This window comes from Streptomyces sp. L-9-10 (assembly GCF_004151105.1).
GTDB lineage: Bacteria > Actinomycetota > Actinomycetes > Streptomycetales > Streptomycetaceae > Streptomyces.
This window is the reverse complement of record NZ_PHRF01000027.1, coordinates 330,512-350,489: the sequence shown is the minus strand read 5'-3', so window position 1 is coordinate 350,489 and position 19,978 is coordinate 330,512. Positions and strand designations below refer to the sequence as shown.

Below are 19,978 nucleotides of genomic sequence, written 5' to 3'. Positions count from 1 at the left end.
GTGGATCACCCGCCCCCTCGGCGCGGGACGGGTGGTTCACCCGCGCGTCCTGCTCTCGTCCCTGTCCCCTCCGCTGTCCGTCCGGCGTCCCCTTCGCCGTTCCCTTTGGTGAATGGCGTTCTTGACAGCCCTCTCCCCGGGGGTTCAGGATGCGCGGGTGAACCTGTCAGACAGCCAGACAGCTGGCGAGGCGCCCAAGCGGATCAGCGCCCTGGAAGCGGTGCTCGGTCATCTGCGCGGTGCCATCGAGCGCGGTGAGTACGCGGTGGGGGACAAGCTCCCCTCGGAGGCAGAGCTCTGCCGCCGCCTGGAAGTGAGCAGACCCGTTCTCCGGGAGGCGCTGCGCGCGCTCCAGACCATGGGGCTCACGGTCTCGCGCACCGGCAAGGGCACCTTCGTCGTGTCCCACGGCCCGGTCGAGGACCCGACCTTCGGTGACTACTCGGCGAGCGACCTCCTCGAAGTGCGCCGCCATGTGGAGATCCCGGTGGCCGGGTACGCGGCGCTCCGCCGCACCCCCGAGGACCTCGACCATCTCGCGCACCTTCAGGAGCGGATGGAACGGGAGACCGACACCACCGCGTGGGTGGCGATGGACACCCTCTTCCACCTCGCGGTCGCGCGGGCCGCCCAGAACCCCGTCTTCCGGAGAGTCATCGAGGAGATCCGTGACGCGCTGGCCCGCCAGTCGGCGTTCCTCAACGATCTGGGCGGGCGGCGCGAGCAGTCGAATCGGGAACACCAGGCGATCGTCGACGCGCTCGTCGACCGTTCCGAGCGCGACGCCGTGGAAGCCATGACCCACCATCTGGCCCGCGTCGAGTCGACGTTGACCACCATCGTGCGCTCGCCGCGGCGCGCGGTTCCCCCCACAGAAGGCGAAGACCCGGCGTGAGTGAACCGTCCCTCCAGAAGCCGCGACCAGCGGGCGACGAACGTGCGCCGGACCATGCCGCGCACATCGACGCCGGTGACGCCGGATACAGCAAGTCCCTGAAGTCCCGCCACATCAACATGATCGCCATCGGCGGGGCCATCGGCACCGGGCTGTTCCTCGGCGCGGGCGGCAGGCTCGCCGACGCCGGGCCGTCGCTGGCCGTGGCCTACGCCGTCTGCGGTGTCTTCGCGTTCCTCGTGGTGCGTGCCCTCGGAGAGCTGGTGCTGCACCGGCCGTCCTCCGGGGCGTTCGTCTCGTACGCCCGTGAATTCCTCGGCGAGAAGGGGGCGTTCGTCGCGGGCTGGATGTACTTCCTGAACTGGGCGACCACCGGAATCGCCGACATCACGGCGGTGGCGACCTACACCCACTACTGGGGCATGTTCACCGATGTCCCGCAGTGGGTGATCGCCCTGATCGCGCTCGCGGTCGTACTGACCGTGAACCTCATCTCCGTGAAGATCTTCGGTGAACTGGAGTTCTGGTTCGCGATCATCAAGGTCGGAGCGCTGGTCCTCTTCATGCTGATCGGCATCTTCCTGCTGGTCACCCAGCAGCCGGTCGACGGCCACACCCCCGGTCCCTCGCTGATCACGGACAACGGCGGCCTCTTCCCGGCCGGGATGCTCCCGATGCTGCTGGTCATCCAGGGCGTTGTCTTCGCCTACGCCTCCGTCGAACTCGTCGGTGTCACGGCGGGCGAGACCGCGCACCCGGAGAAGATCATGCCGAAGGCGATCAACTCCATCATGTGGCGCGTGGCCCTCTTCTACGTCGGCTCGGTCGTGCTGCTCACGATGCTGCTGCCCTGGGACGCGTACTCCGCCCGCGAGAGCCCGTTCGTGACCGTGCTGTCCAATATCGGCGTGCCGGCGGCCGGCGGGGTGATGAACCTCGTCGTCCTCACCGCCGCGATGTCGAGCCTCAACTCCGGGCTCTACTCCACCGGCCGCATCCTGCGTTCGATGGCGATGTCGGGGTCGGCGCCGAAGTTCACCGGGGTGATGAGCCGCAGCCAGGTGCCGTACGGAGGCATTCTGCTGACCTCCTCGATCTGTGTGCTGGGCGTCGGCCTCAACTACGTCGTACCGAGCGAGGCGTTCGAGATCGTGCTGAACTTCGCCGCGCTCGGCATCCTCAGCACCTGGGCCATGATCATGGTCTGTCATCTCCTCTTCTGGCGGAAGACGCAGGCCGGGCTGCTCGTACGCCCCGGCTACCGGCTCCCCGGCTCGCCGTGGACCGAGATCGTCACGCTGGTCTTCCTCGCGTCGGTGCTGGTCCTGATGTACGCCGACGGCGGCGCGGGGCGTACGACCGTCCTGTCCCTGCCCGCGATCGGGGCGGCGCTGGTCGTGGGCTGGTTCCTGGTACGGGGCCGGGTCGGGACCGTACGGGAAACCGCGGCCGGGACCGCGGCCGGGACCGCTGCCGGGACCTCGGCCGGGACCGGGACTTCCCCCGGCACCAAGAACGACAACGAGAGCTGATCATGACCAACTCCACGCCGGCGGGGGCCACCCCGCCACGCCCCGCGCGCCCCGCGCAGCCCCTCGTACCGGGAGAGTCCGCCATGCCGGGAGCGCCCCCCGCCGTCCGTGAGCCGGCCCATGTCCCCGTCGCGCATGTCGTACGGGGAGGTGTCATCGAGGGCGTCCACCACGGCTCGGTCGTCGTCCTGGCGGCGGACGGCAGTGTGGAGTTCCGCGCGGGCGACATCGAGGCCGCGTTCTACCCGCGCTCGGCGCTCAAGCCTGTCCAGGCGGTCGGACTGCTGCGCGCCGGACTGCCGGCGCTCGACACCGAGTCGCTGGCCCTCACCGCGGCCAGCCACTCCGGCGAGGAACTCCATCTGGCCACGGCCCGGCGCATCCTGGACGGTGCGGGACTGACCGAGGACGACCTGCGCAACGTGCCCGATCTGCCGTACGACCCGGCGGTGCGGGACGAGTGGATCCGCGCCGGACGCGGCCCGAACCGGCTCGCCCAGAACTGCTCGGGCAAGCACGCCGCCATGCTGATGACGGCCAAGGCCAGGGGCTGGCCACTGGAGAACTATCTCGACCCCGGGCATCCGCTCCAGCGGGAGATCGCCTCGACGGTCGAGGAGCTGACGGGGCAGGCCATCGCACGGGTGACGGTCGACGGGTGCGGCGCGCCGCTCTTCGCCGTATCCCTGCGCGGTCTCACCCGGGCCGCGGCCCGGATCGCGACGGCCGCGCCCGGTACCGACGAGGGCCGGGTCGCGCACGCCATGCGCGAGCACCCGGAGATGGTCTCCGGCAGCGGCCGGGATGTCGCCCGGCTGATGCGCGCGGTCCCGGGTCTGCTCGCCAAGGACGGGTTCGAGGGCGTACAGATCGTGGCGCTGCCGGACGGGCGGGCCGTCGGTGTGAAGATCGCCGACGGTGCCGACCGCGCCAGGATGCCGGTGACCGCCGCGGCCCTCGCCAGGTGCGGGATCGATCCGGAGATCCTCGCCGGATTCGACCGGGCGCCGGTCATCGGGGGCGGACAGGAGGTCGGAACCCTGCGTGCGGCAGGTGCCCTGGCCCCCTTCTTCGCCCCGTCGGCCGGTGCGGTCCCGCCCGCCCCGTCCGCCGCGTAACACCGTCCCACCGCTTCCCCGTTCCGCCTTCCCACCGTTCCGCATCCCCGTCTCCCCGTCTCCCCGTCTCCCCGCCGTTTCTCCTTCCGCCGTTCCGCCGTCCCGCCGCCACGGGACACCCACCCTCAGCTCTCACGAAGGACCCGCGATATGACTGCCGGCCACCGCCGCGAACACGATCTGCTGGGCGACCGCGACATACCCGCCGACGCGTACTGGGGAGTGCACACCCTGCGCGCCTCGGAGAACTTCCCCATCACCGGTACGCCGATCGCCGCCTACCCCCATCTGATCAACGCGCTCGCCGCCGTCAAGGAAGCCGCGGCCCGCGCCAACCAGGACCTCGGGCTGCTCACCGCCGAGAAGGCCGACGCCATCGCCGCCGCCTGCCGGGAGATCAGGAACGAGGGCCTGCTGCACGACCAGTTCGTCGTGGACGTGATCCAGGGCGGCGCCGGTACGTCGACCAACATGAACGCCAACGAGGTCATCGCCAACCGGGCACTGGAGATCCTCGGCCACACCAAGGGCGACCACCACGAGCTGCACCCGAACGAGGACGTCAACCTCAGCCAGTCGACGAACGACGTCTATCCGACCGCCGTCAATGTCGCCACGATCCTCGCGGTACGGGAACTGCTCGACGCGATGACGATCCTGCGCGAGGCGTTCGCGGCCAAGGCCGAGGAGTTCCGCGAGATCCTCAAGATGGGCCGGACCCAGCTCCAGGACGCGGTGCCGATGACCCTCGGCCAGGAGTTCTCCGCGTACGCGGTGATGCTGGAGGAGGACGAATGCAGGCTCGCCGAGGCCGTCTGCCTCGTCCATGAGATCAACCTCGGCGCGACCGCCATCGGCACCGGGCTCAACGCCCCAGCGGGTTACGCGGAGGCCGCCCGCCGCCATCTCGCCGCCATCACCGGGCTGCCCCTGGTCACCGCGGCCAACCTCGTCGAGGCCACCCAGGACTGCGGCGCCTTCGTCCATCTCTCCGGTGTGCTCAAGCGCATCGCTGTCAAGCTCTCCAAGAGCTGCAACGATCTGCGGCTGCTCTCCTCGGGACCGCGGGCGGGCTTCGCGGAGATCAATCTGCCGCCGGTGCAGGCGGGTTCCAGCATCATGCCGGGCAAGGTCAACCCGGTGATCCCCGAGGTGGTCAACCAGGTGGCCTTCGAGGTGATCGGCAACGACGTCACCATCACCATGGCGGCGGAGGCGGGGCAGCTCCAGCTCAACGCCTTCGAACCGATCATCCTGCACTCCCTCTCGGAGAGCATCACCCATCTGCGGGCCGCCTGCGTCACGCTCGCGGAGCGCTGCGTGTCCGGTATCACCGCCAATACCGAGACCCTGCGCGCGAGTGTGGAGAACTCCATCGGGCTCGTCACCGCGCTCAACCCGCATATCGGCTACCTCGCCGCGACCGAGATCGCCAAGGAGGCCCTCGCCTCCGGGCGCGGCGTCGCCGAACTGGTCCTGGAACGCGGGCTGTTGCCGGCCGACCGGCTGATGGACCTGCTGCGCCCCGAGGTGCTCGCGGGGACGGGTACGGGTACGCGTACGGGTACGGAGGCGGGGGCGGCCTGACGGGGAGCCGCGTCCACGCCCCACCACGCCCCGGCCGTACCCACGCCCCGGCCTTGGCGTGCCCCCGCCGGTGGAGGGGCGCGTGTCCTCTAACGCCTCCACGCGTTACACCGATCATGAACGCGTATCGATTTCTCACCGCCGCGGCGGCAGGCTCCGCGCTGCTCGCCGCCGTCGCCCCCGCCGCCCAGGCGGTCGAATTCGGGTCGACCCTGAGCAGCACGGCGCAGACCGCGGCGGCCGTGGGCACCAAGGCCGAGCCCGTTGTGGAAGGCGTCCTCGGGAACAAGGTCGACAAGAAGGTGGGCGCCGTGAAGAGCGCGGTGAAGGCCGGGGCCGACGCGGTGAAGGCCGGGAACGATCTGATCAACTGAAGGGAATGACGGTGGGTGGGGGCGGTGCCGGTCGGCGCCGCCCCCACCGTCATGTCAGGGGCCGGAATCCCAGGGGTCCGCGAGAGCCTCGTCCAGGCATGGTTGCCCGCTGCCACGCATGCGTCAACAATGCCCATGACAAAACCGAAGGAACTTCGGTCACAGAGGGGACCCCACATGAGAAAGCCTCTCCTCGGCGCGCTGCTCGCCGTTCTGCTCCTCGGAGCGGGAGCGGCACCCGCCATGGCCACAAGCCATGACGCGGGCGCGCCCACGAAGGCCGCCGGGACCACGGCAACCGCCCAAGCCAAGGTCCAGGCAGTCGACTTCGCCGGAACGGTCGCACTCAGCAACTGTTCCGGCTCCGTTGTCCGTACGCCCGCTTCGCAACCGAGCGACCCCGCACTCGTGCTGTCCAACGGCCACTGCCTGGAGAGCGGTATGCCCGCCGCCGGCCAGGTCATCGTGGACCGCGCGTCCACCCGTACCTTCAGCCTGCTGAACTCCGCGGGCACCGGTGTCGCGACCCTGCGCGCCAGCAAGATCGCGTACGCGACGATGACCGACACCGATATGTCGCTGTACCAACTCACCAGCACCTACGCGCAGATACAGAGCTCCTACGGGATCTCGGCGCTGGAACTCAACGCCACCCGCCCGGTCCAGGGCACCGCGATCAAGGTCGTCTCCGGCTACTGGAAGCGGATCTACAGCTGCAACATCGATGGTTTCGCCTACCAGCTGAAGGAAGGGAGCTGGACCTGGAAGGACTCGGTCCGCTACACCTCCGCGTGCAACACGATCGGCGGCACCTCGGGCTCGCCCGTCATCGACAACACCACGGGCAAGGTCGTCGCCGTCAACAACACCGGCAATGAGAGCGGCGGCCGCTGCACGGTCAACAACCCGTGCGAGGTCGACCAGAACGGCACGGTGACCGTGCGTCAGGGCATCAACTATGCCCAGGAGACCTACGGGATCGTCGCGTGCGTCGGCACCGGCAGCAAGATCGACCTGACTCGTCCGGGCTGCACCCTGCCCAAGCCGTAGCAACCGGACACCGCACACACGGCGTGGCGCCGCCGGGAGACCGGCGGCGCTTCCGGTGGCAGCGGACGCGGATCAGCGGTACGCGAGAGCCAGGCCACCGCGTCAGTCCAGCAGGGCGGTCACGAACGTCTCGTGGTGGGCCACCAGCCAGCTCTGCATGCGGTCCCACCGTTGCCAACCACCGCGCTCGGACAGCGCCTGCACGTAGACCGGGTCGCCTTCGGCCACACGGTCGGCGACGAAGGCCCGGCAGGATGTGGTGGCCTGCTCGATGACGCCGGGCAGTTCAGCGCGCTCTCGCGGGGAGAGGCCGTAGCTGTCGGCGAGGATCCGCAGCCGCGCCGGGGCGTCCAGCCCGGCGGGATAGAGGGCCGCCGCGGACGCGGGGTCGAGCATGGGCACCCAGTAGCGGGCGGTCATGGCGACATCCCACAGGGGCCGGCCGGGGGCCGCCAGGTCGAAATCGATCAGGGCCGCGGCACGGCCGTCGCGAAAGACGACATTGTCCGGGCAAACGTCGTTGTGGCACAGCATCGTTCCTCCCTCCGGGTCGGCCAGGTCCCGGGGCCACTCCGCGCATGCGTCGACCCCGATGGCCGTGCAGGCGTCGTGCAGGCGCCGCAGCAGGCTGCCCACCGATCTCAGCGCGGTCTCCGTCGTCACCCAGCGCGGAAACGGCGGCAGGGCGACGTCGCCGGGGATGAAGGTCAGCTGCTCGCGGCCGTCCTCGGTGAGACGGACCGGGGTCGGAGCCGCGTCGAAGCCGTGCTCCTTGAGCGCGAGGAGGTGGGTGTGAAGGGCGCGCGCGGTGCGCGGCGCCGGCCGTTCCACCAGGGCACCGCGGCGGAAGACCGCGCCCGCGTTCACCATGCCGCCGACCAGAGCTCCGCTGTCCGCCGCCTCGTTCTCAGCTGTCATGACACAAGGGTCTCAGCGAGTCGGTCGTAAGAGCCGCAGAGCCCACCGCCCCACGGACACGGGATAACCGGATGCGGCCCTGACTCACTGATCACTACGCTGAAACCATGGACTCTGTACAGGTCAGGCTGATGCGTGCGGACGATCTCGCCTCGGCGGAACGGGCATCGGCGTTGACGTTCCTCGACGCGGAGCGGAGCACCAGGCGGGTCAGCGATCCGGAAGTCGAGCCGCGCTCGGCGGTCGCCTCGAAGCAGTGGATCGACCGGATGCGCTTCTTCTTGAGCGTCGACCCGGGAGGGTGCTGGGTCGCGGTGAAGGAGGACACCGGAGCCGGCGAGGTCGTCGGATTCGCCATGTCCCAGAACCGCGGCCCTCTGTGGTTCCTGGCGACCTACGGCGTACTGCCGGGCCATCAGGCCCTGGGCATCGGGAAGCGCCTGATGGATGCCGCCCTCGGCCATGCCGACGGGCGCCCCGGCATCTTCTCCTCCAGCGTCCACGCGGGAGCCACCCGCCGGTACAGGCTGGCGGGGTTCTCCCTCCACCCGCAGATGCGGATGGTCGGCGCCGTTGACCGGTCCACCCTTCCCCCGGTGGACGGCCTGCGGGAGGGCCGGGCCGACGACTTCGAGTGGATGGACCGGCTGGACCGGAACCTGCGTATGGCGGGCCACGGCCCCGACCACGGCTACATGCTCGGCACCATGCGGCTGGTCGTGTCCCGGGACATGACGAAGCCGGGATACGTCTACCTCGACGACCGCGGGCAGGCCTCGCTTCTGGCCGCCGCGCACCCGGAGACCGCACAGAAGCTGCTGTGGGAAGCCCTGGCCTCGTCGCGGGGCGAAACCCTGGTCAACTGCATCACCACACCGAACGAGTGGGCGATCGATGTCGGCCTGGCCGCCCGTCTCGACATCGGGCAGGAAGGCTATATCGCCGTCCGCGGGATGCCCGTCCCGGCGCCTTATCTCGCCAGCGGGCATTTCCTCTGACCAGCCACCGCTGCCGTCCCAGGAGGGCGGACGCCGGTACGCCGCGGACACGCCCGTAGCATGCGTGCGAGCGTGAGCGGAGCCGCCCGGGGCGCCCCGGGCCTCCGGAAGGCTGAGACGAGAGGGGCCGCCATGCGAGCCGAGCAGTGGACCGGGATCGTCACCCATCACGGCGAGGGCCCCGGCTGGGACCCGGGCGCCGGTCGGCTGAGGATCGTCGACCTGCTGGCCGGCGACCTGCTCACCTTCGACACCGAAGCCGAAGGCGGCGGTGCGTACGAACGGTGGCACCTCGGCGAGGTCGCGGCGGCCTGGCGGCCCCGGAGCTCCGGCGGTGTGGTCGCGGCCGTCGAGCGGGGCTTCGTCCTGGTGGCCGAGGACGGCACGGTCACCGCCGGCGACGAGCTGTGGACCGACCCCACGGTCCGGATGAACGACGGTGCCTGCGATCCCGCCGGAAACTTCTACTGCGGTTCCATGGCGTACGACGCCCGCCCCGGTGCCGGTTCCGTCCACCGCCTCACCCCCGACGGCGCCACCTCTCTCGTCCACACCGGAGTCACCATCTCCAACGGCCTCGCGTGGGCCCCGGACGGTGGCTTCGCCTATTACGTCGACACCCCCACGCAGACGATCGCCCGGATCACGACCGATCCGTCGACCGGACAGTTCTCCACCCCCGAGCCCTGGGTCGCCGTCGACCCGGGCGACGGCTCCCCCGACGGCCTGACCGTGGACGCCGAAGGGGGAGTGTGGGTCGCGCTGTGGGGCGGCTCCGCCGTCCGCCGCTACGCCGCCGACGGCACCCTGGACGAGGTGGTCGAGGTCAACGCGCGCCAGGTCAGCGCCTGTTCGTTCGGCGGTGACGACTATCGCCGGCTGTTCATCACCACCTCGCGGCAGGGCCTCGTGGACGGCGACGACCCGGCTGCCGGCGCCGTGTTCACCGTCGACCCGGGGATCGCCGGACTCGCCCCGCTGCCGTACGCCGGATAGCGGGGCGGGCGGCCGTCAGGCGTCTTCGAGCAGACCGGCCACCAGCTCGGCGAACTCCTCGGGCGTGGCGATACGTATCCCCAGCGCCTCCGCCTTGGTCCGCTTGGAGCCGGCCTTCTCGCCGGCGACCAGGAGCGTGGTGCGCTTGGAGACGCCGGACGAGGACGTGCCACCGGCCCGCTCTATCAGTTCGTTCATCTCGTTGCGGGAGAGCTTCGCCAGCGGCCCGGTCATGGCGCCGGTCACCACGACGGTCATGGAGTCCAGCGGACCGCCGCCGGAAGGGGCGTCGCCGCCCGTCCGCTCGGGCCCTGCGCCGTCCTCCTCCGACGACGCCAAGGGCGGTTCGGTGGCGCCCGGTTCGGTCATGTTGACGCCCGCGGCGACGAGCTTGTCGATCAGCGGAGCCAGCTCGGTGAGTTCCGCGACGATCACCGGGGCCTTCTCCGTACCGATGCCGTCGACCCGCTGGATCTCCTCGGCGCCGGCCGATCTGACGCGGTCCATGGTGGCGAAGTGCCGGGCGATCCGACGGGACATGGAGCGGCCGGTGCCCCGGACCCCGAGCGCGGCCAGCACCCGGGCCAGCGGCTGCCGCTTCGCCCCCTCGATGGCCGCGAGCAGATTGTCGGTGCTGGTCTCGCCCATCCGCTCCAGAGCGAGGAGCTGTTCGCGCCGCAGCGAGAACAGATCGGCGAAGTCCCGCACCAGACCGGCGTCGACGAGCTGGACGACACGCGTGGCGCCCAGGCCCTCGATATCGAGCTGGTCGCGCCCGACCGCGTACGCGAGGGACGCGACCACATGGCAGTCGCGGCCCCGGACGCACCGCCAGCGCTGCTCGCCGGTGTCGATCTCCGATCCGCACTGCGGGCAGCTCTCCGGAAAGACGATCGGACGCTCCTCGCCGGTCCGCAGATGGGCGACGGGTGCCTCGATACGCGGAATGATGTCCCCGGCCTTGTAGACCATCACCTGGTCACCGAGCCGCAGATCGCGACGGGTGATGTCCGCCGGATTGTGCAGCGTGGCGTACGTGACGGTGGAGCCGTCGATCTCCACCGGCTCCAGCACGGCCCGGGGCGCGACGATCCCCGTCCGGCCGACGTTCCACTCCACGTCCAGCAGCCGGGTGATCTTCTCGACCGCCGCCAGCTTGTACGCGATCGCCCAGCGCGGGGCCCGTGAGCCCGAGCCCGCCTCGCGCTGGTCCTCCGCCAGATCGGCCTTGATGACGATGCCGTCTATCCCGAACGGCAGCTCGGCCCGCAGCGCGGCGATCTCGGCGACCCCGGCCCGTACCTCGTCCACCGTGGCCACCGCGCGCGGCGGCACCGCCGTGCCCGCCGCGGTGGTGACGCCCAGACCGGCCACGTACTCCAGCACCTCGCTGTGCGGCCACCGCGTGAGGTCCTCGCTCCGCGGGCCGGGGGTGGCGGACAGCGGCAGCGCCCCGTAGCAGAAGAACGCCGTCTCCACCTGGTACGGACGGTCCTTGGCCCGCAGGGTCCCGGCCGCACCGCTGCGGGGGTTGGCGAAGGGGGTCGCGCCGTGCGCCGTACGGACCGTGTTCGCCCGCTCGAACTGCTCGCTCGTCATCAGCACCTCTCCGCGCACCTCCAGGGTGACCGGCTCGGAGAGCCGCCCCGGCAGGCCCGTGACCGTCCCGATGGCATGCGAGACGTCCTCGCCCGCGGTGCCGTCGCCCCGGGTGATCAACCGCGCCAGCTCGCCGTTCTCGTACCGCGCGGCCACCGCCAGACCGTCGAGCTTCGGCTCGACGCTCCAGGCTTCCACCGGTCTGCCGAGACGGCGCTCCAGCGACGCGGCCCACGCCGTGAACTGCTCGGCCGAGAAGACATTGTCCAGCGACAGCATCGGTGCCGTGTGCGGAACGTCGCCGCCCGCGGCGCCGCCCGCGACCTTCCCGGTCGGCGAATGCGCCAGCACCTCATCGGGATGCGCCTGCTCGTACGCCGCGATTCCGCGCACCAGCCGGTCGTACGCGTCGTCGTCCAGGGAGCTCTCGCCGCTCGCGTAGTACGCGGCGGCGGCCTTGGCCGCGTGGTCGACCGCCTGCGCGTACGCGGCGGCGTCGAAGACTGGGGTGGAAGTCGTCGTCATGTCCTTCATCCTGCCGTCCACCACTGACAACGGGTCCGGTCGCAGCCCCGGCGACGGGTCCGGTCAGAGCCCCGGCGCACCCCAGACGGGGAACCAGCGCGCGAGATCGGGCTCGATCCGCAGATCGTCCCCGAGCACCGCTCTGACCTGGAGTTCCCGCTGATTGTCGCGTTTCTCGGCGGTGCCGGGCAGCGGCGCGAAGGGGTAGAAGCTGCCGCGCTTGTAGAGATAGACGAGCGCGAGGGGCCGGTGCTCGGTATCCCGGAAACCGAGCAGTGAGCAGAGCAGCTGAGGGCCGAATCCGCCCTCTTCCAGCAGGGTGTTCACCGCGTGCAGATCGTTCACCAGGGTGGCCGTGTCGTCCGGCGCCCGTCGCGCGAGCAGCCAGGTGTAGCCGTACGAGTCCTGGCTGAACTCCACCGGCCGGCTGTCCTGGCCGGTGTCCGCGTCGAGCAGTTCGCGCACGTCCTGCCGGATCCTGGCGAAACCACCGCCCTCGACGCCCGCGAAACAGACAGACCCCAGGCCGGTGGGGGTGTATCCGGCCCCGGCCTGGAGGGTGAGCGCGGCGGACGGGAGGGCGAAGAGCTGGTCGAGATCGGGGCGGACCGGTTTGCTCCGGCCGAGGATGGCGTCGAGAAGGCCCACAGGACCAGCTCCTCACAGCGACGGGGGACGGTGTCGACAGAGACATGCGGCACAAGCGGCACAACGGCGACGGCCGCGCTCACCGTCACGCCTTACGGCCAGGCTTACGGCCGCGCTTACGGGCGGGCGAGTTCGGCGGAGATACGGGCGAGCTGGTCCAGCCGCTGCTCGAGCGTCGGGTGCGAGGCGAGCAGCCGCCCCAGGCTCTCCTTCGAGGAGAACGCGGGCACGAAGTAGAACGCGTTGTACGGCTCCGCCTTCCGCAGGTCCTCCGTGGGGATCCGGGCCATCTGGCCGCTCACCTTGGTCAGCGCGGAGGCGAGCGCCGAGGGCCGGCCGGTGAGCAGCGCGGCCGTACGGTCGGCGGAGAGCTCGCGGTAGCGGGACAGCAGCCGGGTCAGCAGGAAGCCGATCGCGTACACCACCGCGCTGACCAGCGGAATCAGCAAGATCGCGATCCCTGCGGGGCCGGCGTTCCTGGCGCTCCTGGACAGCCCGCTGTAGAGCGCGATCCGGGTGATCAGGCCCGCGAGCACGCCCAGGAACGAGGCGATGGTCATCACGGCCACATCGCGGTGCGCGACATGCGACATCTCATGGGCGAGGACACCCTCCAGCTCCTCCGGCTCCAGCCTGCGGAGCAGGCCGGTCGTGGCACAGACCAGTGCGCTGCGTTCGCTCCGGCCCGTGGCGAAGGCGTTCGGTATGTCACTCCGCGCGATCGCCACCTTGGGTTTCGGCATATCGGCCAGCGCGCAGATCCGGTCGACGGCTCCGTGCAGCTCGGGCGCCTGCTCGGGGGTGACCTCGCGCGCGCCCATGCCGAAGGCCGCGATCTTGTCGCTGAACCAGAACTGCGCGATGAACAGCCCTCCGACGAGGATCAGGATGACCGGCCAGAACTTCCCCAGCACGGCCAGCAGCACACCGACCAGGACCACGTACAGCAGGCCGATCAGGAACATGGTGGTCACCATGCGGGTGGTCAGACCGCGGTCCTGGGTGTAGCGGGTCTGTGTCATCGCTCGCCTCCATTAGTTCTTTCTCCTGTTATTTTCCTCCTTTCCTGGCGAAACGGTATAAGGGGACTATATGGACGGTGTGGGACCGGTGCCCCGTAGGGCTCCCGCCGGTCCCACACCTGGCCCCCGCTGTCGGCCACGGCCGCTCGGAGCGGCTGCCGCGCCTATGGCGGCGGCGCCGGCGACACGCGCTACAGCGCCGGGTTCGCGTTCTTCAGCAGCTCCTGGAACTGCGCGGAGAACCAGTCACCGGACAGCGGCGCGTTCGGCAGCGCACCGGACATGTTGTTGTTGTTCCGGGGATTGCCGGTGTACGTCGGGTCGCACATCCGGTCGAAGCCCTTGCCCTGGTTGTTCGGGATCTCCTTGCTCGCGCCGTCCGACTCGCCCGGGGGCTTCATCCACACGTACGCGTCGATCCCGGCGGCGGGCGCCGCCTTCGGCCGTTCGCCCAGTCCGGCACCGGACTGGTTGCACCAGTTGCCCAGATGGATCCGGCGGTCGTAGCGCCCGCCGTCCACATAGGTGTCCACGCTGGTCTGCGGGCCGGGACCGCCGGGCCGCGCCGAGCCGCCCCAGCCGTTGCGTGAGGTGTCGATCAGCATCCCGATGCCCGACGGGAAGCCGACGCCCACCAGCTCCTGCCGGAACGCCTGGGCGAACGACTGCTCATCGACGTAGCGGTTCCAGTCCACCCACTTCGACTCGCGGACCGACTTGCCGGCCACGCTGTCGTTGATGGTGAAGTTGTTCTCCTTGAGCGCGCCGTAGTTGGCGGTGTTGACGATGAAGCCGTGCACCTTGTCGACCGTGCTGCCCTCGGCGGTCGCGGCCTGCTTGAAGACCTGCGCCGAGGCGTTGAAGTTGTCGTCCCAGCCGATCCAGCCGTGGTGGCCCGCGTCGACATAGTTGTAGACGTTGGGGATGGCGCCGAGGTGGTTGAGCGCGTAACCGACGCCCTTGATGTAGTTGCCGTTCGCCTTCATCGCGTCACACTGCGGGGTGACGGTCGGCCGCGGCGTGACATTGGTGACCAGATTGGGCAGCGAGTCGATCTCGACGGTCGTCACGATCCGCAGGCCGGCGTACTTGCTGTCGGCGAGTATGGCGGCGATCGGATCGATGTACTCGCTCTGATAGCGGCCGATCTCCGTCGGGCCCAGCTCTCCGTTGGAGGCGAGCGCTGCGCAGTCACGGCCCGGCAGGTTGTAGATCACGAGCTGGACGACGAACGGCCTGCCCGCGGCCTGCCGCAGCGCCTCGTCGAGGTGGTCGCGCAGCCCCATGCCGGCGCCGACACCCTCGATGGCCGCGATCCGGTCCAGCCACACACCGGTCGGCTGGTTGGAGACCCTGCTGCCGCCGGGTTCGGCCGCGGCTTTCGCGGCCCACTCCGGGTTCACGTACACCCCGGCGTTCGCGTACGGGTTGTCGACCTTGGCACCGGCGGGCGGGTCGGTCGGCGGGTCGGTCGGCGGATCCGTCGGACCGCCGCCACCGGGGGAGTTGCAGGTGACACCGTTGAGTTTGAAGACGGCCGGAACCGCGTTGGACCCGGTGGCCGAGGCGTTGAAGCCGAAGGACGCCGAGGCGCCGCTCGCCAGCGCGCCGTTCCACGCCACATTGGCGGCTAAGACGGCCGTACCGCTCTGGGTGATGGTGGAGTTCCAGCCCTGCGTCACCTTCTGGTCACCGGCGAAGCTCCACTCCAGTTTCCAGGAACTGATCGCGTCGCCGGTGTTGGTCACGTTGACATTGGCCGAGAAGCCGCCGTTCCAGGCGGTCTGGATCCGGTAGTCGACGGTGCAGCCGGCCGCGGCGGCACCGGCGGGCGCGTCCAGCGCGGTCGCGGTGCCGGCGGCGGCGGCGACCAGCGCGAACGCGGCGAGCGCCGCGCCTCGTGCACGTCGCGGAGGGGTGGGGGTGCGGCTCATGAGAGTCCCTTCAGATGGTCACGGAGTCCTACGCCGAAACTGGTGGGCGTGCCGTTGTAGTCGCTGATCAGAGCGGGTCCCGAGGAGCAGTCCCAGGTGTTCCAGGTCCACCCGAGATACGAGGCGCCATGGCTGTCGAGCCAGGCCATGACCCGGTCGATATAGCCGTGCGAGCAGGTGTTCTCGCCGATCTCGCCCGCCACGAAGGGCACTTCGGCGGCCACCGGCGCGAGCTGTTCGTTCCAGCAGCTCTCGCTCGCGCAGACGTTGAAGTTGTACGTGTGCCAGGCGGCGGCCAGATTGCCCGCCGGGTCGGCGGGCCGGTACTTCAGCCACTGCCGCATGTCGTTGGAGTAGGCGATGCCGGGGATCAGCACCAGGTTCCGGGCGCCGGTGGCCCGTACCGCGTTCACCAGCGACTGCATCCCGGCCACTTCGAAATCGATCCCCGGGCAGGTGCCGCCATCGCGCCAGCAGGTCCAGGCCGCGTTGATATCACTGGTGGCCCGGTCCGGGAACGGCTCGTTGAAGAGGTCGAAGACCACCGCCGGGTCGTCCTTGAAGGCCTGTGCGACCGAGGTCCAGAAGGCCGGTGTGTACCGCGCGTTCGGCATCGGCTTCTGGCAGGTCGCGTACTCGGTGTCCGGGCAGTGGTTGTCGTTGCCCGTGTACCTGCCGTGGGTCCAGTGCAGTTCGACGACCGGAGTGATGCCGTGTGCCTCCAGCCTGGTCACGAACTGCCTGACCGCGGCGATGTAGTTCGCGCCGGCGTACTCCGGCTTCACATGCGCGAGGCCGAGCCAGCACTCCTCGTTGAGCGGTATCCGTACGGTGTTGACCTTCCAGTCGGCGATGGCCCGCACCGACGCGTCGTCCACCGGACCGTCGAAGATGCCGTAGCCCTGGATACACGCGAACTCGCCGCCGGAGCGGTTCACGCCGAGCATGCGGCGGGTCGTGCCGTTCTCGTCGACCAGTTTGTTGCCCGAGGCGCGCAGCTTCGGTGGAGTGCCGCCCGGTCCCGGCGGATCGGTCGGCGGGTCGGTCGGTGGATCGGAGGGGTCTCCCGGTCCCGGACCGCCGTCGCACGCCACGCCGTTGAGCCTGAACGCGGTGGGCGCCGGGTTGGACCCGGACCAGGAGGCGATGAACCCGGCGCTGAGCGAGCCGCCGGTGGCGATCTTCCCGTTCCAGCTCTCGTTGACGGCGGTCACGGTCCTCCCGGACTGCGACCACTTCCCGTTCCAGCCCTGGGTCACCTTCTGGCTTCCGGGGAAGTCGAAGGTGAGTGTCCAGTTCTCGACGGGTGACCCGTTGTTGGTGAGCGTGACAGCGCCCTGGAAGCCACTGTCCCACTGACCGGTGGTGCTGTAGGCGACGGTGCAGCCGGCCGCGGTTCCCGACGCGGTCGGCTGCGGGACGAGAGCGGTGCCCGCCACGGCCAGGGCCGCGGCGGCCAGCAGTGCGGTGAGGCGTGGTGGTGCTCGCATGGAGCGACTCCTCGATGGCCGATACGCCGCCTGACGCGGCGTATGACTGATGGAAGCGCTCCCACTGGTTGGCTTCCGACGGTAGCGCCGAAGTCGCCTGAGTCAACAGCCCAGTTGAATTCTTTTATCTGACAACTCGCCCGGACATGCGTCGCGTTCAAACTCTTGACAGGTCCACGGTCCCGCTCAACGCTTGGGAGCGCTCCCACTGGTTCGCACCCCCACACCACCCGCACCGGACCGCGAGGAGGACCACCCCATGCCCGGCTTACGAGGTTCACCGCCAGGGGCACCACCGCCACCCGGAAGATCCGGCACACCGCGTGACGTCCGGCCGGGTGAAAGCCGGCCGTCTGAAACGCGACCGCGCGGGGTGCGGCAGCGCGGAGTCCGGCGCCTGCTCACCGCGCTGGCCGCCGCCCTCTCCCTGCCGCTCGGCCTCACCGCGGTCAACGGCACCCCCGCGCACGCCGCGGCCGTCCAGTGCGGTGTCGACTACAAGACCAATGACTGGGGCACAGGCTTCACTGCCGACCTCACGATCACCAATCGCGGTACGGACCCCATCGACGGCTGGACGCTCGGCTACGACCACTCCGGGGACCAGAAGCTCACCAACGGCTGGAACGGCGGCTGGAGCCAGTCCGGCAGGACCGTCACCGTCACGAACGCCGCGCACAACGCGCGGATCGCCCCAGGAGCTGCGGCGACCGCCGGCGCCAACTTCACCTACAGCGGCACCAACACCGCGCCCACCGTCTTCACCGTCAACGGCGTGCGCTGCACGGGCGCGCATCAGCCGCCCCTCACCGTGCTGACCAGTCCGGCGCCCGGCGCGGTGTTCACCGCGGGCGGCACCATCCCGATGGCCGCCACCGCCGTCGCCGCCGACGGCGCCGGGATCTCCAAGGTCGAGTTCTACAGCGACACCCGGCTGCTCGGCACGGACACCTCCTCCCCGTACACCTTCGACTACGCGGACGTCCCCGCCGGCGATCTCTCGCTCTACGCGAAGGCATACGACGGCCAGGGCGCCGCGGCGGAGTCCACCCCGGTCGGCGTACGGGTCGCCACGGGCCCGTCCCTGGTCGCGAGCCCCGCCCAACTCGGCGTACAGCAGGGCGGGACCGGCACCTTCGGGGTGAAGCTCTCCACCCGGCCCGCCGCCGATGTGACGGTCACCGTGGCCCGTACCGCGGGCAACACCGGCCTCACCCTCACCTCCGGCTCCACCCTCACCTTCACCGGCGCCAACTGGAACACCGCCCAGCAGGTGACCGTCTCCGCAGCGGCCACCGGCACCGGCGCCGCCACCTTCACCGCGACCGCGCCCGGCCAGACCAAGGCCGAGGTGACCGTCACCCAGCTGGCCGCGGCCGGCACCTACAACGCGCGGTTCCTCGATCTGTACGGCAAGATCACCGACCCGGCCGCCGGCTACTTCTCGCCCGAGGGCATCCCGTACCACTCGGTGGAGACCCTGATCGTCGAGGCGCCCGACCAGGGCCACGAGACGACCTCCGAGGCGTACAGCTATCTGATCTGGCTCCAGGCCATGTACGGCAAGGTCACCGGCGACTGGAGCAAGTTCAACGGCGCGTGGGCCACCATGGAGAAGTACATGATCCCCACCCACGCCGACCAGCCCACGAACAGCTTCTACAACGCGTCGAAACCGGCCACCTACGCCCCCGAGTGGGATCTGCCCTCGCAGTACCCCTCGCAGCTCAACGGCAATGTCGCGGTCGGCAACGACCCCCTGGCCGGGGAGCTGAAGAGCGCCTACGGCACCGATGACATCTATGGCATGCACTGGATCCAGGACGTCGACAACGTCTACGGCTTCGGCAACTCGCCGGGGAAGTGCGAGGCGGGACCGGCCGATCAGGGCCCCTCGTACATCAACACCTTCCAGCGCGGCCCGCAGGAGTCCGTCTGGGAGACCGTGACCCAGCCGACCTGCGACGCCTTCAAGTACGGCGGCAGGAACGGCTATCTGGACCTGTTCACCGGGGACGCCTCCTACGCGAAGCAGTGGAAGTTCACCAACGCGCCGGACGCCGACGCCCGCGCCATCCAGGCCGCCTACTGGGCATCGGAGTGGGCCAAGGAGCAGGGCAAAGGCGGCGAGGTCGCGGCCAATGTCGCCAAGGCGGCCAAGATGGGGGACTACCTCCGCTACGCGATGTACGACAAGTACTTCAAGAAGGTCGGCGGCTGTGTGGGCGAGACGGCCTGCCCGGCGGGCAGCGGCAAGAACAGCTCGCACTACCTGCTCTCCTGGTACTACGCCTGGGGCGGTGCCACCGATGCCTCGGCCGGCTGGGCCTGGCGTATCGGCTCCAGTTTCAGCCACAGCGGGTACCAGAACCCGATGGCCGCCTGGGCGCTGAGTTCGTACGCCGATCTCAAGCCCGCCTCCGCCACCGGACAGCAGGACTGGAACACCAGCCTCAAACGGCAGGTGGAGTTCTACCGCTGGCTCCAGTCCGCCGAGGGCGGCATCGCGGGCGGCGCCACCAACAGCTGGCAGGGCCGGTACGCGCAGCCTCCGGCCGGCACCCCGACCTTCTACGGCATGTACTACGACGAGGCGCCCGTCTACCACGACCCGCCGTCCAACCAGTGGTTCGGCTTCCAGGCCTGGTCCATGGAGCGGGTCGCGGAGTACTACCACCAGACCGGCGACAGCGCCGCCAAGGCCGTGCTGGACAAGTGGGTCTCCTGGGCCCTGTCCAAGACCACCGTCAACCCCGACGGTACGTACCGGATCCCGTCGACCCTCCAGTGGTCCGGCAAGCCCGACACCTGGAACGCCACCACGCCCGGCGCCAACACCGGTCTGCGTGTGACCGTCGCCGACTACACCAATGACGTCGGGGTGGCCGCCGCGTACGCCAAGACCCTCTCCTACTACGCCGCGAAGTCCGGCAACGCGGCGGCCAGGACCACCGCGAAGGCACTCCTCGACGGGATGTGGGACCACCACCGGGACGCGCTGGGGATCGCGGTCCCGGAGACCCGCGCCGACTACAGCCGCTTCGACGACCCGGTCTACGTGCCGAGCGGCTGGACCGGCACCATGCCCAACGGCGACGTGATCAACGGGAGTTCCACCTTCGCGTCGATCCGGTCCTTCTACGAGGACGACCCGGCCTGGTCGAAGGTCGAGGCGTATCTGAACGGCGGGGCCGCGCCGACCTTCACGTACCACCGCTTCTGGGCGCAGGCCGACATCGCGCTGGCCCTCGGCTCGTACGCCGATCTCTTCGAATAGCGGCGGCTTTTCATG

Annotated in this window: 15 protein-coding genes; 9 read left to right on the top strand and 6 right to left on the bottom strand. The window is 70.0% G+C overall.

Translation table 11 applies throughout. From position 1 onward, the window contains the following. Positions 1 to 157: 157 nt before the first annotated feature. From CU044_RS07720 to CU044_RS07695, 6 genes are all read left to right on the top strand, one after another. Positions 158 to 895 carry a FadR/GntR family transcriptional regulator gene (locus CU044_RS07720; protein WP_129767687.1) on the top strand — a complete coding sequence of 246 codons (738 nt, stop codon included), beginning with the start codon at positions 158 to 160 and terminating at the stop codon, positions 893 to 895. Positions 896 to 960: 65 nt separating this feature from the next. Next, the gene (locus CU044_RS07715) at positions 961 to 2,427 is read left to right on the top strand and encodes an amino acid permease (RefSeq protein WP_240045427.1); all 1,467 of its coding nucleotides are present in this window, start codon (positions 961 to 963) and stop codon (positions 2,425 to 2,427) included. A gap of 83 nt (positions 2,428 to 2,510) precedes the next feature. Beyond that, a complete protein-coding gene (locus CU044_RS07710; protein WP_129767771.1) occupies positions 2,511 to 3,545 on the top strand; it encodes an asparaginase in 1,035 nt (344 codons plus the stop codon). Between the two features lie 150 nt (positions 3,546 to 3,695). Continuing rightward, on the top strand, positions 3,696 to 5,132 hold the full coding sequence (aspA, locus tag CU044_RS07705; RefSeq protein ID WP_129767686.1) for an aspartate ammonia-lyase: 1,437 nt from the start codon (positions 3,696 to 3,698) through the stop codon (positions 5,130 to 5,132). Positions 5,133 to 5,248: 116 nt separating this feature from the next. Continuing rightward, complete coding sequence (locus CU044_RS07700; protein ID WP_129767685.1) at positions 5,249 to 5,506, top strand: hypothetical protein; 258 nt, start codon at positions 5,249 to 5,251, stop codon at positions 5,504 to 5,506. Positions 5,507 to 5,683: 177 nt separating this feature from the next. Next, a complete protein-coding gene (locus tag CU044_RS07695) occupies positions 5,684 to 6,556 on the top strand; it encodes a serine protease (protein WP_129767684.1) in 873 nt (290 codons plus the stop codon). A 102-nt stretch (positions 6,557 to 6,658) separates the two neighbouring features. On the opposite strand, the gene CU044_RS07690 is transcribed toward CU044_RS07695, so the two are convergent. Continuing rightward, complete coding sequence (locus CU044_RS07690) at positions 6,659 to 7,474, bottom strand: phosphotransferase (protein WP_129767683.1); 816 nt, start codon at positions 7,472 to 7,474, stop codon at positions 6,659 to 6,661. A gap of 107 nt (positions 7,475 to 7,581) precedes the next feature. On the opposite strand from CU044_RS07690, the gene CU044_RS07685 reads away from it, so the two are divergent. Then, on the top strand, positions 7,582 to 8,472 hold the full coding sequence (locus tag CU044_RS07685; protein WP_240045411.1) for a GNAT family N-acetyltransferase: 891 nt from the start codon (positions 7,582 to 7,584) through the stop codon (positions 8,470 to 8,472). A gap of 132 nt (positions 8,473 to 8,604) precedes the next feature. Beyond that, the gene (locus CU044_RS07680; RefSeq protein ID WP_129767682.1) at positions 8,605 to 9,468 is read left to right on the top strand and encodes an SMP-30/gluconolactonase/LRE family protein; all 864 of its coding nucleotides are present in this window, start codon (positions 8,605 to 8,607) and stop codon (positions 9,466 to 9,468) included. 15 nt (positions 9,469 to 9,483) lie between these two features. On the opposite strand, the gene ligA is transcribed toward CU044_RS07680, so the two are convergent. The 5 genes from ligA to CU044_RS07655 all read right to left on the bottom strand — a co-directional run bounded on the left by ligA (position 9,484) and on the right by CU044_RS07655 (position 16,686). Next, entirely contained in the window at positions 9,484 to 11,601 is a 2,118-nt protein-coding gene (gene ligA, locus CU044_RS07675) for an NAD-dependent DNA ligase LigA (protein WP_129767681.1), read from the bottom strand. Positions 11,602 to 11,655: 54 nt separating this feature from the next. Further along, positions 11,656 to 12,240: a hypothetical protein gene (locus CU044_RS07670; protein ID WP_129767680.1), complete on the bottom strand. Its 585-nt coding sequence runs from the start codon at positions 12,238 to 12,240 to the stop codon at positions 11,656 to 11,658. Between the two features lie 116 nt (positions 12,241 to 12,356). Then, entirely contained in the window at positions 12,357 to 13,262 is a 906-nt protein-coding gene (gene htpX, locus CU044_RS07665) for a zinc metalloprotease HtpX (protein WP_129767679.1), read from the bottom strand. Positions 13,263 to 13,453: 191 nt separating this feature from the next. Beyond that, positions 13,454 to 15,196 (bottom strand): glycoside hydrolase family 6 protein, encoded by a 1,743-nt coding sequence (locus tag CU044_RS07660; RefSeq protein ID WP_129767678.1) that lies wholly within the window; start codon positions 15,194 to 15,196, stop codon positions 13,454 to 13,456. Beyond that, the gene (locus CU044_RS07655; protein ID WP_129767677.1) at positions 15,193 to 16,686 is read right to left on the bottom strand and encodes a cellulase family glycosylhydrolase; all 1,494 of its coding nucleotides are present in this window, start codon (positions 16,684 to 16,686) and stop codon (positions 15,193 to 15,195) included. The genes CU044_RS07660 and CU044_RS07655 overlap by 4 nt, the downstream gene beginning before the upstream one ends. A gap of 373 nt (positions 16,687 to 17,059) precedes the next feature. Between CU044_RS07655 and CU044_RS07650 the strand changes: the two genes are divergently transcribed. Continuing rightward, entirely contained in the window at positions 17,060 to 19,963 is a 2,904-nt protein-coding gene (locus CU044_RS07650) for a glycoside hydrolase family 48 protein (RefSeq protein WP_240045410.1), read from the top strand. Positions 19,964 to 19,978: the final 15 nt, after the last annotated feature.